Below are 13,372 nucleotides of genomic sequence, written 5' to 3'. Positions count from 1 at the left end.
TCCACTTCTTGCGGCGACCGCGTCATCGATCAATCGTTTGAGTCGCCAACGTACTGTTGCACTTCGTCAAGTACGAGCAGCGTGCGGAGCCTGTTTGATGTCAACAATTTAGGTCGGTTCGCATTCCTCATACACTGACGCCGGGCTCTTCTTTATGCAAGTTTCGCTCTCTTTTCCGGGCGAGGAAGTCCTCAACGCTGGAGCTCGTCTCCGGAACAAGCAGCACACCGCCGGCCCCCTTGTGCTCGACCTCCTGGCGCTCCTTGTACTCGGCGTTCGTGCGGCGCAATTCCATCGCCAACAAATTGGTAGCATAGACAACTTCATGTGCAACAATCCGGTCCCTATGTTGCCCCCCAATGATGGGCTTCTTCACGCCATTCATAAGCCTGAAGGCGACCGCATGGATAACGTCCTGATACTGCCCTAGGGCAGACTGAAAGGCATCTTCGAATTCCGGATTGTTATCGCGATGTGTAAGAACGGTTTACAACGAGACTCCGGCTGCGAGCGCCGCTTCGGTTCTTCGACCGGCGAGCACATCCAGGTAGACCCCTTTCTGCTCATCATCGAATTTAATTTTGGATGCCTGCAGCTTCGTTCGCCAAGTCGCCATGTCCGCGCGTTTGCGACCACCAATCTCGTTAGCAGTCAGCTTATAGCTCTTGTAACCTGTGTCTTCCGCATTCTTACCCACGTGGGTATCGTTCCTGGTCGAACCATGCTTCACGAAGGGGCCACGCCTAACCGAAATTCAAAAGCCAATTTCAAAGGGTCCGCCCTAATGTGCAGCTTACCTGCTTACGTCGATTCTTGTGTCAGTTTCGAACGGAGACAGCGAGAAATGATGAAGGGGACCCCTCGCGCGCGTTAGGGCGCCAAATGATCCAGATGAAACGAGATCCCAAAAGTCGATGTAACTTTGGGGTAACCTTCAACATGCGAGCGAAGCGGCACCTGTTCGCGCTGCAGACCATCTCATTGCTCGGAATCTGAATTACGCTTGCTGTTGGTCTGAATGCATAAAGATTACCCACGTATCGCTTTCGGGGCGGAACGGACGAGGATAGGACTTCGCGTGCCGATCCGAAGCCGACCCACCGTTCGGGATACAGTCCCGTGCGAAGCGGGCGCAAGGAATCCGAGCATATCAGACCAATATCCCGGTCTAGCGGGCTATTTTAATCGGCACCGCGAAGGATAGACTGTCGAAATGAGCCGCGACGACAAGTTTGATGTCTTCCTGAGCTATGCTCGCAGCGACGGAGCCGCCGCGGCCGAGTTGAATAGTTGGCTTCGCGCCCGCGGCTTTCGCACGTTCTTTGACCGTATCGATTTAAGGCCGGGCCTTCCCTGGGTCCGAGCACTCGAAGATGCGATCGGCCGCTCTAACGCTGTTGCGATTCTTATTGGACGCGACGGGATGGGGAATACCCAGCAATATGAGCGCGAGCTTGCCCTGGTAAGGCAGACGCGAAATAAGAAATTTCCGGTCATTCCGGTTCTGCTGCCGGGTTGTGAGAGCCCCCCAACCGGTTTTCTGCAGATTCTGACATGGATCGATCTGCGCCGAGATGGCAGTGACCTTGGGCCGACGGACGGCCTGGAAGCCCTTTGCCGGGCGATTAGACGGCGGCCGGTCCCTCCTTCGGCCGTCCGCGCACAGATCTGCCCATATCGTGGTCTGGAGCCTTTCCGGGAGGAAGATCATGTCCTCTATTGTGGCCGGGACGACGCGATCCGCGACCTCGTCTCTAAGGTCCGGACCTACTCTTTTGTGGCTGTCGTCGGTTCATCAGGCAGCGGCAAGTCGTCGCTAGTCTTCGCGGGTTTGCTTCCTGCATTGCGTCAGCAGCGCCGGAGCAAGGTCTGGGACGTCGTATGGTTTCGTCCGGGAGCCTCACCGCTGCGCGCATTAGCAGATGCCTTCGGAACTGCGCCACAAGATGCAGGGCCAGCTTCGAAAGATAGCTACCTTGAGAAAGAGGCTGCCGCTTATCGCGAGGGCGATCCGGGTAAATTGCGTCGCGTCATCAACGACCGCCTCGATGCGGCGCCCGAGAAGCCCGACCGCGTGCTGATCTACGTGGATCAGTGGGAGGAGCTTTATGCCATGGCGCCGACCATCGATGACGCCGAGCGACGGCGTCAGCACTTCAGTGATGTCGAAAAAATGATCGCGCTGTTGGTTGCAGCATCATCCGGCGAAAAGTCCCGAACGTCCGTCGTGGTCACGGTACGGGCGGACTTCTATAACTTTCTGATCAGGAATACCTTCTTGTGTGAGATCTTGCCCCGGCAGCAGGTGAATATTCCTTTGATGGGGCGGAACGATCTGCGATCCGCGATCGAAACTCCGGCCCAGAAAACGGGACTTTCCTTCGTTCCACCGGCGCTTGTCGACCAGATTCTGGACGATGTCGGCACGGAGGACGGCCGGCTACCCTTGCTTCAGTTTGCGCTGAAGGAGACTTGGGAGAGACGAGACGGCGATCGGCTCTCCGCCGCAGCGTATACGGAGGTGGGCGGCGTTACCGGCGCAATCCAAAAGACGGCAGAAGGCGCCTACGCGGCCTTGACGCCGGCGCAGCAGAGCGCCGCTCGGCGTCTGTTTCTCCGCCTCGTAACGCCAGGGGAAGGGCGCGAGGATGTCCGTGCACGCAGCACCATTCCGGAAGATCCGCAGCAGCGCGACATCGTCGATCTCTTCTCGAATCCCAGGACACGGCTATTGGTGACCGGATATGACACGCCACAAGGTCCGGCGCCGCAGGAGGGACGCGACCCGCGCGCCACGGTAGAGGTCGCGCACGAGGCGTTAATTCGCCGCTGGCCGACTCTCCGGGCGTGGGTTGACGAGAGCCGTGAAATACTCCGGGCGCGAGCAGCCATCCTCCGAGCCAAGGCGGAGTGGGAGGAGAAGGGCAGCATCGACAAGTTCCTGCTGGATCCCGGTATTCAACTCGAGCGTGGCCGCTCCCTGCTCAATAGCCCCGGCGACGTCCCAGTGGACGACATTCGCGAATTCGTGGACCTTTCTATCCGGAAAGATAAACGGCGACTCGACGCCGAGCGCGAAACCGCCTTGGCGGCTCAAAAGCGAATCACCGCGGCGGAACGTCGGGCGAAGGAAGCCGCCGAGGACGCGGCCCGACAGTCGGAGGCCGCGCATGCGGCGGAACGTCAGGCGAAGGAAGCCGCCGAGGACGCGGCGCGACAGTCGGAGGCCGCGCGCGCGGCGGAACATCAGGCAAAGGAAGCCGCCGAGCATGCGGCTCATCTGTCAGATACCGCGCGCGCGGCAGCGGATGTCGCGCGCCGCAAGCTGCGCAACCGCTGGCGACTGGCGGTTTCTGCAGCGGTTATTGCGCTGCTCGCATTTGGCGGGGCGTTGCACCAATGGCGCGCGGCACAACATCAGCTAAATCGCGCCAATCAGGCACTGGCAGCTGGGATATTGGCCGATCTGGACCTGCGGTCTGGTTTTCTCGCGCGTCAGCGCAACGCGCTGTGGAAACTAGCCAGGGCGGATGAGGCAGTGCGCACTAACTTCATTTCCGCCCTGACGGCGAGTCCCGAAGACATGGCTCGAAGCGCCCCCGGATTCCATATGATTTCCCGATCCATGGGGCTGCAGTGGCCGTCGCCGGCCGACGCCACAAAATTGCTCACGACCGCAGCCATTGCAATTGCTGTAAACTCCAGTGCAACGACGACCGATCCCGCTGGGCTCCGCGCGCTGGTCGAGGCGTTCGAGACACTAGCGGAGAAGCTGACCGAGGCCGAGGCGCAGCAGGCGCTCGAGCCGCTGCTGAAGCTGATTGGCGAGACGACCGATCCTGATCGGCTCCAAGCGCTGGCCAAGGCGCTCCGCGCAATGCCGGCGAAGCTGACCGACGCCCAGGCGCAGCTGGCTATCGAGCCGCTGCTGAAACGGATCGGCGAGACGATCGATCACAATCGACTCCAAGCGCTGGTCAAGGCGTTCCGGGCATTGGCGGCGAAGCTCACCGATGTCCAGGGGCAGCGGGAGATCGAGCCGCTGCTGAAGCGGATCGGCCAAACGACCGATCCCGATCGGCTCCAGGCGTTGGCCGAGGCGCTCAAAGCACTGCCCGCGAAGCCGACCGAGGCCCAGGCTCAGCAGGCGCTCGAGCCGTTGCTGAAGCGGATTGGCGAGACGAATGATCTCCGCGCGCTCCTGGCGCTGGCCGAGGCGTTCCAGGCACTACCGGCGAAGCTGACCGACGCCCAGGCGAAGCAGGCGCTCGACCCGCTGCTGAAGCGGATTGGAGAGACGACCGATCCCCTCGCGCTCCAGGTGCTCCAAACACTGGCCGTGAAGCTGACTGACGTCCAGGCGCAGCAGGCGCTCGAGCCGTTGCTGAAGTGGATCGGCGAGACGACCGATCCCGATCGGCTCCAAGCGCTGGTCGGGGCGCTCCAGGCACTGCCGGCGAAGCTAACCGAGGCCCAGGCGCAGCAGGCGCTCGAGCCGCTGTTGAAACGGATCGGCGAGACGACCGATCCCGATCGGCTCCAAGCGCTGGTCGGGGCGCTCCAGGCACTGCCAGCGAAGCTCACCGATACCCAGGCGCAGCGCGCGCTCGAGCCGCTGCTGAAAGGGATCGACGACGAGATGACTGATCGTGGCGCGCTCCAGGCGTGGGCCGATGCGCTCCAGGCACTGGCGACGAAGCTGACCGACGCCCAGGCGCAGCAGGCGATCGAGCCGCTTCTGAAGCGGATCGGCAAGAAGACCGATCGCCGCGCGCTCCAGGTGCTCCAGGCACTGGCGACGAAGCTGACCGACGCCCAGGCGCAGCAGGCGATCGAGCCGCTTCTGAAGCGGATCGGCAAGACAACCAATCGGTTCGCGCTCCAGGCGTTGGTTGAGGCGTTCGTCGAGGCGCTCAACGCACTGCCGGCGAAGCTGACCGATGCCCAGGCGCAGCAGGCGCTCGAGCCGCTTCTGAAGCGGATCGGAGAGGGGACTGATTTAAATAGGGAAGAGGCGCTCAAGGCACTCGAGACACTCAAGGCACTGGCGGCGAAGTTGACCGATGCCCAGGCGCGGCAGGCGATCGAGCCGCTGCTGAAACGGATCGCTGAGACGCTTGATCCCGACGAGCTCCGGGCTCTGGTCGAAGCGTTTCAAGCGCTGCCGGCGAAGTTGACCGATGCCCAGGCGCGGCAGGCAATCGAGCCGCTGCTGAAACAGATCGGTGAGACGACTGATCCCGACCAGCTTCAGCCTCTCATCGAAGCGTTTCGGGCGCTGCGGGCGAAGCTGACCGACGCCCAGGCGCAGCAGGCGCTTGAGCCGCTGCTGAAGCGGATAAGCGAGACGACCGATCAGTTCGAGCTCCAGGTGTTGGTCGAGGCCCTCCAGGCACTGGCTGCGCAGCTGACCGACGCGCAGGCGCAACAGGCGCTCGACCCGCTTCTGAAGCGGATCGGCGAGACGACCGATTCCGATCGGCTCCAGCCGTTGGTCAAGGCACTCAAGGCACTGCCGGCGAAGCCGACCGAGACCCAAGCGCAGCAGGCGCTCGAGCCAATGCTGAAGCGGATCGGCGCGACGACCAATCAATTCGCGCTCCAGGCGTTGGTCGAAGCGCTCAAGACGTTGCCGGCGAAGCTGACCGACGCCCAGGCGCAGCAGGCGCTTCAGCCGCTGCTGAAGCGGATAAGCGAGACGACCGATCGGTTCGAGCTCGAGGTGTTGGTCGAGGCGCTCAAGGCATTGCCGGCGAAGCTGACCGACGCCCAGGCGCAGCAGGCGCTTGAGCCGCTGCTGAAGCGGATAAGCGAGACGATCGATTCCGATCGGCTCCAGGCGTTGGCCGAGGCGCTCCAGGCACTGGCGGCGAAGCTGACCGAGGCCCAGGCGCAGCAGGCGCTCGCTGTCGCCAATTCGTCACTGGCTTGGGCGGGCTCGGAATCCGAAGCGGTCGAGTGGGTGCGCGCGCTCGTGGCGCTATTGCCACGTGCCACAGATCAAGAACAAACTCGAATCCTTGTCGAAGCAATCGCCTACCCCTCTGCCGCGGGTCCAGCAACCGAGGTTCTGCTCGACGCGCTTCGCGCAAGGACGGACGCGCCTCCAAAGGAGGATGGAATCACGGCGAGCTTGGCATGGATAACAGCAAAATATCCTCGCCTGGCCCACCGTCCGGCGTGCCCGACGCCGCCCCAGCCAACTTCTTCGTTGTCAGGCTTGAAATGTCCTTAGAGCGAAGCTCCATCATCCGTCCCAGGCGCGGCAAAGGAAAATAAAGGGTTACAAAGAGGACGCCGGAGCCGTCAGTGTTCGCGAGTTGACAGGATGCATAACCGAGCCGACGCCTTACGCCCTTGGCCCGACTCGGATTTCCCGCAGTTCCAGCTTGTGCGTCGCTACTCCGGGTACTGCGGAGAGTACCTGATCCCTACCCGCGATTAACATGCCTAGACGACGACTATTGGTTCAACTGTCGTGACGGCTGTATGTGCAGTTTGCGTTGACCCCGGGCTTGGGAGCGGCGTCGCGAGTTTGGTGGCAACATTGTGCGTGCCTACACCGGCGTAGGCCGGGTAGACTGCGCTCTGGCGCGCAAGGCCGAGCGTGTGTTCGAGATCGTGCTCGGAGGCGAAGTGAATGAGCCTAAAGTTGCAGCGGCCTTGATCCGCCTCGCGCGACTGGAGGGTACTGCTGGGCCAGCCCGGCGCGTGGCTCGCAGGCGGGAGTTCACGGACCGGCGCTGGGCTTTTTTGCAGACGCTGGCGGATGTGAGGGGTAACCGGCTCGTTCTCATCCAGACCCGCCCAGGCACCAATCTGGTAGGCTCGGACGCTGGCGAGGAGACGGCTGAGATCGCACGAAGCACTGCTGACGCGCTGACGCGCTGACGCGCTGGCCTCGGCTGCATGCTTGGCTCAACGAGGCGACGGAAGACAAGCGCACGCTTGACCGATTAGCTGATCGTGCAGCTGAGTGGGCTGATGCCGCGACAAAAAAGGCCAAGGATCTCCTTCTCGCGCGTACCGACGCCGAGCGTGAGGCATTTGATACCTGATCCGCACGCGGCCACTCTGGATTTCCGATGAGGAGCAAGCTTTTGTTGAGGTCAGCTTTGCTGACCAAAGGGCTCTCGCACGCCGAGCTCGGTGGCTTCGGGACTTCGCATTGGCTGCGGCGACCATCTTCCTGGTCGCCGCGAGCTTGGCCACCTGGTTCTGGTTCGATGCGACGCGCCAAGCCAACCGACCGCGCGGTCATTAGGCATCCAAATCCCTCCATCGCTGCTCGCCCGTACCGACGAGGTGATCGAATAAGGCGCGACTTCCGTTGTTGGCACAAAACGCCCCAACGGCGCCGGCCTCGCGATGTCCGTTGACTGGGGTAGACCGGAAGATCTCATTCTCGGAAAGGCCCTGAGAGGCCGCTTGGGTCACCAGATCACGGTACGACGGCGAGACCGTTTCTCCATTTCCTTAATCCAACTCGCAGACCTCGGCGGGTATCTTCTCTTGTCAGACGCGTGCATCGTAGCTGCGAGCTTGCGCCAAAACGGTCCAGGTGATCCGCGCCAACTTATCAGCAAGGGCAGTAGCCAATACGTTGTGATGCAGGCGGTTTACCTGCTTGTGAGTGCATTCCGGAATCCGGTTATTTTCCTGGCACAACAATCATAGATTGTATATTTTCAATTCCGATAATTGTCCTTATCGGAAGTATTTTGCATGGCCCCTCTTCCCGCTATTCGAGACCCGTTCCCTACGATCCCTGGGTCGCTTGGCCAGGACCTAGAGGCGGCCATCAGCTATGCCAAGGCTGAGAAGGCTCCCGGTACCCGAAGGGCCTATGAAACTGACCACCGACTGTTTGTGGCCTGGTGTGAGGCTAAGGGAGTATCAGCCGCCCTGCCCGCGTCTGCCGAGACCCTGGCAGCCTTCCTGGCTGCCGAAGCCGAGGCCGGGAAAAGACCTTCAACACTAGGCAGGCGTCTGGCTGCGATCCGCTACTTTCATAAGCTGGCGGGCTTCCCCACTCCCACGGATACAGAGGCCGTCAAGGCGACTCTGCGGGGTATTCGCCGCTCGGTCGGGACGGCCAAAGTCCGAAAAGCTCCAGCGCTGGCGGAACACGTCAAGGCGATGATCGCAGTATCTCCAGATACCCTACGCGGAAAACGGGACAGAGCCTTAGTCCTTCTGGGCTTTGCTGGGGCTTTCCGCCGCTCTGAGCTGGTGGCTCTGGATGTTGCGGATATCGAGGAAGTTGAGTTGGGCCTACGCGTGATCGTTCGGCGATCGAAAACTGATCAGGAGGGCATGGGCTCGACGATTGCCGTTATGCGGGGCTCCGTAGCTTGCCCGGTGAGAGCGCTGCGCGAATGGTTGAGTGCCGCTGGAATTGAGAATGGCGCGCTATTTCGCCCAATCAGCAAGGCGAATAGGATCGGTCAAGATCGGCTAACCTCGCGGTCGGTCGCCGACATCATTAAGGCGATGGCGAGGAGAATTGGCTTGGACGCTAACACGTTCTCAGGCCATTCCTTACGATCGGGATTTCTGACATCCGCGGCATCGAATGGTGCTTCCATTTTCAAGATGATGGATGTGAGCCGTCATAGATCGATCGAAACGCTTCGTGGGTACGTGCGCGATAGCGAAATCTTCAAAGACCATGCCGGAGCGGGATTGCTTTAATAAGCCGCCAATGGGCAATTTGAAGAATGTCACGCTGCCCATGTTCAATCGGGCCCTTAGTTTTCCCGTCCCATAGGAGGCGGGTTATGAACTTACCCAGTCATGGCCGCGAGTAATGAACCCAAGCTCCGATAGACCCGCGCGCCACATAAAGGTTAGCTCCTGATTGTTAGAAAATGGAGCTAACACCTTGACTAAATTACCCCCCTCGCTGGGCGCGAAACGCAGAGCTTGCCCCTCATGAACGTATCCGCGATGTGCTCCTGGTGCGGGCAGCACGGCCGGTCACTACAGGAGGAAAGCTGATGCACCGGGATGAATGTTTGCAGGAGACACGGGCGATCGCGGGGCGCAGGGAAGTTCTCTACCACGGGACAAGATTCCTCCGCTCCGTGCTTCGGATGAACATACTCTTCTACTCATACCCGGGGAGCACTCAGGTAGCGTTCACCCGGTCTCCTGAGGTGGCCGCCTATGTCGCGTCAATCGAGAGGGATAACGACGAGGGCGAGGGAGCCATACTCGTGTTCAACCGCCGCGCGCTGCAAAATCGCTATCGATTGGATCCATGGCACGACTGCGACGAGACGGACGAGATGGAGGAGCGCGTTTGGAATAGAAACATTCATGAAGTCCAGCGCTATTTACTCGGCGTCGTTATGGTCGGGCGCAAGAAGAGAAACTCTCGGGAGAGGGAGCGAAACAACAGATTGTTCCAGATGACTCTCGCGCTGCGCGCCGAAGGGGTCGCGCCAGAACTGGCCTTCGAAATGTTACACGGGCCTGCTTCAAGCCTTGACGAATTGGAGGCAATGTTAGGCATGAAAGCTGTCTAACTAGATTATCGAAGGCTGGATGACACGACGGGCCCATGACCCATGACCTGACATCTCAGGCATAGTTCTGCGGTCGCAATCCAACGATCGCTATTCGCCAACTCGGACGATGAAGCCTGCGCGCGGCGCTCGAAGATGACCGCACCTTGGCGCTTGGCGATAACGGCAGCCCTTGCGAAGGCTGGAGGCGCATCTGCTTCACACCACAGACTGTAGCGCGTCGCTGAATTGCTGGTGAAACTTGGGCTGGTTTCCGTGACTAGGAAAGTAAATTTCTCGTCCTTGATTGGCGACCTTGAACCCCTCAGTCAAAAGCTTCGGTCCGAGCAGCCGACAAACATTTACTTTAATTAGTATTAGCGGGACGGTCTTGTCGGGCGACAGGCGAACAAGATCGTCGCAAAGCAAGGGAAAATCGCGAAGTATCGTCTCATCTCGTCCCTCCCTCTTATCGACCTGTTCGTAGGTTGCATCGACCAATAGCCAACCGCGCTGGCGCAACTGGACGAGTCCTTCCTCTTTGTTTGAGGGGGCGAACGCAATTTGTTGCATGAATGCTGCGAAGAGTGGCTCGCTGACCTTTCCGACCGGATCGTAGAAATATAAACCTGAAGCAGGCGGTGATTCCGCCACTATAACTAGCTTTAGCTGCTCTGGCTCGTACCTTCTGCGAAGAGAAAGGTAATAGTCGCGATCCTTCATTTTGCCGTCCATTGTTCGAAGAAAAGCCGAGATAAGTGCTCGTTACCTGAGCACGACATTTTGAATATCAGCCAGCATGGCTCTGTCCGCGTCGGGCTACAACAGCGAGCAAAGCACTTTCGCTGAAGGAGAACGCTTCACGCGAGGTGGCACACAAACGAAAAGCATTATAATTGGCGGTCTCTTCGGGTCCCTACTGGATGCCCGAAGTTAGCAGCTACATCCAGTAGCCGCTTGAGTCTCGCAGTCGCTGAAAGCGGGCTCACTTCATTGCATCGCGTCTTAACGACGACTATGATCGGCCGACGCAGCTACATCCAAATCGCCTGATGGACTACATCTCTGATGCGCTTGAGACTTGCTTTGCCAACCATGTTGATCGCCAAAATTGCGTTGTCATCCGCCTCAGCTACCGCCTTAATAGTCGCCAGGCCCGCGTTTTCTAGCCGCTCAAGCTTGTCATCTGTCAAACCGTACGGATAGGCTGGCGACTTTTTTAGGATAGAGATTGGCTTATTAAGAATTGCAAGGTCACGCTCCGCACCTGGAGCAGGGATATCAATTTTAGCCAACGCGCTGTTAGTATATCGGAGCTCATAGGGCTCTTCAGTCGCCCTTATCCATTGTGAAGCGAGATCACTCGTTAAACGACGGCCAGATGTCATCTCAAGTAGGTTGCAGAGGTTTACCGAATAGACCACACCACGACCTCCGGATTTCATAGCACGCGACGCCTCACGTTTCGAAAAAAAACCTGCATACTCGAGTATCTCAAAAATTTTGGACTGCTTTTGCATGATGTCTCTATGAACAAGGGCATACGTAGCGCCCTTGCGCGCGCAGGCAGTGAAAATAAGGTGCGCCACCTCCTGGGACGGCGGAACTAAAACCTCATAGCTTCCAAGTTTTGGTGCAACCTCATCTAGCAAAGGCCAAAAATAGTTTCCCGAAAGCTCAAGCAAGCATTTTGTCAGTTCCGGATAACCGATAGCAGCGTTTTCTTGCATCAAATTGCAGGCGAACACGAAGCTACGAAGATTTCCAGTAACCGCACGCCCCATAATTTTCCCGAATGATACCTCATCGAGACTGCGCGAGGCAGCGACCTTTTTTGCGATCTGCGGGAATCTCTTCTTTGTTACCTCGACGAAGATCTCATGGAAATCGTCTTTCCGTTCATCGCGCGAAATATCAATCACAGTCGCATCGTTGAAGACGTCGAATCTAACACCGAACTTTGTCACTCCAGGATAGATCGAAGCCTTACACGAGATGCGGCTCGTCGAAATAGTACGAAAAATATCGAAAAAATCCTCGAGCGGCCTCTCTCGTCCGATGTGAGCCGCGTCGTCGAAAAGAAGAACAATACGACGAGCAAGCAACCGGGCGTTTTCCTCCAATGCTTGCAGCAGAGCACCAACGTCCTTCGTGATCGGAAACGTACCAAGCTGATTGCGGCTCAGCTCCTTGTTTATCTCTGCCGACAGGATACGGCAAAAATGCGCCTCATACTCCGCGCCTTCCGACCTTAACAACGGCAGGTGACGAAGGCTTATGTACACCGGCAACACGGTGGACGCATGTTCCCGTTTCATCTGCAGAAAGGATTCGATCAGCAGCGCGCTCTTGCCACTTCCACGGCCACCGCGGAGAAGAACAGGACCATGTGCGATGATGCGTTGTATAATCGCTCGCTCATACTTTGCGAAGCTATGATACTTCTGAAAATCATCTCGTGGACACTCTTCTGCAGCAAGCAAGAGTCCGCTGTCATCCGCGGCATCCAAATGATCGTCAGCCATGAATGCCCTCTTTGGCCTGTAGGTAGTAATCGCATGCTCTTGCCGGCTCAAAATTGCCTACCGTCACACATGCGAACTGGCTCACGAACGCTAGCTCAAGAACGAGATCAACGGTGCGCTTCATCCGATCTGAGCATGTCACCTCATCTAGGGTATGCGCTCCAATTGCGAAGAATTCGCCATGGATGCCCTTCGACCAAAAGCTATAAAGTTGCCTTGCCTCACCACGAATACCCTGAATAACCATGTCTGGTTCCTTGGTCATCGCGGTAGGATGCGGCGTGGCTAAAGCATTTTGGTCGAGAAAATCGCGCGCTGCGAGGAACGCTGGCTGCCATATCACTTCGTCCGTGTACGGGGATAGTAGAGCACGCGACACTTGTTCCGGTTTCTGCTTTGGCTTCCAGATGTCTTGGCGGTCACTCGCATCCGCAACCAAATCTGCATTCCAATCAATCGAAATTTGATTCGGCCTATTGTGGTCGAATTCTGCATGCGTTTGAAACCGCATAAGGGTCAGCCCGCGAAAGGGGTCGAGTCTAAAAAGTAACGCTGTCAGACTCGATTCGAGTAGCCCCCTCCCAATGTAAGGGGAAATTGTTGCGGTGCTCGTTCCAGCTCTGCGCTTAATGATCTCGAGAGCCTGCTCTGCAAAGTAGCCGATGTGCGGCTTCATATTTGCGAGCGGCCCTTGAACCTCGCAAGAGGACCCGCAAAACGTCACCAAATCAGAGAACTGGCCATGCATTTGCACGAACCGCATTTCACAAAGTCCGAGAGCTATAACCACCCATCGCAGATCGCAGCCGCAGGATACGAAAGCTGCACCCCCAGCGTGTCAAAGGAGGGCCTTGTTCGAAGTAGTTGATTTTTCTAGAGGTGGCAAGGGTTTCGCGCTTGTTCGGCGTTCTGATGGTCAGCCGCGAGCGCGCCCCGGACGACTATCGCCGAGCTGATGAACTGACGCTTTTTTCAATTTGCCCCCCAGGGCCTTGCCTTCGAATACTGGTGTCTAGCGAACTTGATCAAGTGGCTGGCACATACACGATGTTATTCTGCAAAAGAACTTTCTCACCCGACCAGCGATAGGCGGTAAGAAAGCCGCCTTTTGCCACGCTGAAATCCAAGCACGCAGCATACTCGCTATCGAGTGTTGGCGTGCCTTGGAGCCAATAATGGCCGAAGAAGACTGGCTTCTTTTTTCTGTAGTGATACGCGGTTGGTATCGGCAGTTCAGGCAAACTAGCCCGATCTATTCACGAGAGCACGGTCGTTCTTGACGTCTGACGGGGGCTGGCGGCTGGCGTGGGTGACCGTCCGGCCTTTTCTCACCGGGTT

The 13,372-nt window shown here is 58.3% G+C and carries 9 protein-coding genes; 4 read left to right on the top strand and 5 right to left on the bottom strand.

Going from position 1 to position 13,372, the window contains the following annotated elements; all coding sequences use genetic code 11:
- Positions 1-127: 127 nt before the first annotated feature.
- Both ACFLEY_RS07235 and ACFLEY_RS07230 read right to left on the bottom strand, forming a co-directional pair.
- Complete coding sequence (locus ACFLEY_RS07235; protein WP_396604576.1) at positions 128-376, bottom strand: hypothetical protein; 249 nt, start codon at positions 374-376, stop codon at positions 128-130.
- Between the two features lie 111 nt (positions 377-487).
- Complete coding sequence (locus tag ACFLEY_RS07230) at positions 488-697, bottom strand: hypothetical protein (protein WP_396604575.1); 210 nt, start codon at positions 695-697, stop codon at positions 488-490.
- Positions 698-1,213: 516 nt separating this feature from the next.
- On the opposite strand from ACFLEY_RS07230, the gene ACFLEY_RS07225 reads away from it, so the two are divergent.
- The 4 genes from ACFLEY_RS07225 (at position 1,214) to ACFLEY_RS07210 (ending at position 9,530) form a co-directional block, all read left to right on the top strand.
- Positions 1,214-6,235: a TIR domain-containing protein gene (locus ACFLEY_RS07225; protein WP_396604574.1), complete on the top strand. Its 5,022-nt coding sequence runs from the start codon at positions 1,214-1,216 to the stop codon at positions 6,233-6,235.
- Between the two features lie 314 nt (positions 6,236-6,549).
- Positions 6,550-6,891, top strand: a complete 342-nt coding sequence (locus tag ACFLEY_RS07220; protein ID WP_396604573.1) for a hypothetical protein — start codon at positions 6,550-6,552, stop codon at positions 6,889-6,891.
- 834 nt (positions 6,892-7,725) lie between these two features.
- On the top strand, positions 7,726-8,694 hold the full coding sequence (locus tag ACFLEY_RS07215) for a site-specific integrase (protein WP_396604572.1): 969 nt from the start codon (positions 7,726-7,728) through the stop codon (positions 8,692-8,694).
- 524 nt (positions 8,695-9,218) lie between these two features.
- Positions 9,219-9,530: a hypothetical protein gene (locus ACFLEY_RS07210; protein WP_396604571.1), complete on the top strand. Its 312-nt coding sequence runs from the start codon at positions 9,219-9,221 to the stop codon at positions 9,528-9,530.
- Between the two features lie 198 nt (positions 9,531-9,728).
- On the opposite strand, the gene ACFLEY_RS07205 is transcribed toward ACFLEY_RS07210, so the two are convergent.
- The 3 genes from ACFLEY_RS07205 to ACFLEY_RS07195 form a co-directional block, all read right to left on the bottom strand.
- Complete coding sequence (locus ACFLEY_RS07205; protein WP_396604570.1) at positions 9,729-10,232, bottom strand: hypothetical protein; 504 nt, start codon at positions 10,230-10,232, stop codon at positions 9,729-9,731.
- A 311-nt stretch (positions 10,233-10,543) separates the two neighbouring features.
- Positions 10,544-12,034 carry an ATP-binding protein gene (locus ACFLEY_RS07200; RefSeq protein ID WP_396604569.1) on the bottom strand — a complete coding sequence of 497 codons (1,491 nt, stop codon included), beginning with the start codon at positions 12,032-12,034 and terminating at the stop codon, positions 10,544-10,546.
- Positions 12,027-12,710, bottom strand: coding sequence for a hypothetical protein (locus ACFLEY_RS07195; RefSeq protein WP_396604568.1), 684 nt, complete (start codon positions 12,708-12,710; stop codon positions 12,027-12,029). The genes ACFLEY_RS07200 and ACFLEY_RS07195 overlap by 8 nt, the downstream gene beginning before the upstream one ends.
- Positions 12,711-13,372: the final 662 nt, after the last annotated feature.

Source organism: Bradyrhizobium sp. YCK136 (genome assembly GCF_044570075.1).
GTDB classification, from domain to species: Bacteria; Pseudomonadota; Alphaproteobacteria; order Rhizobiales; family Xanthobacteraceae; genus Bradyrhizobium; species Bradyrhizobium diazoefficiens.
Note: the sequence above shows the minus strand (reverse complement) of the source record. Positions and strands in the feature narration are given on the sequence as shown.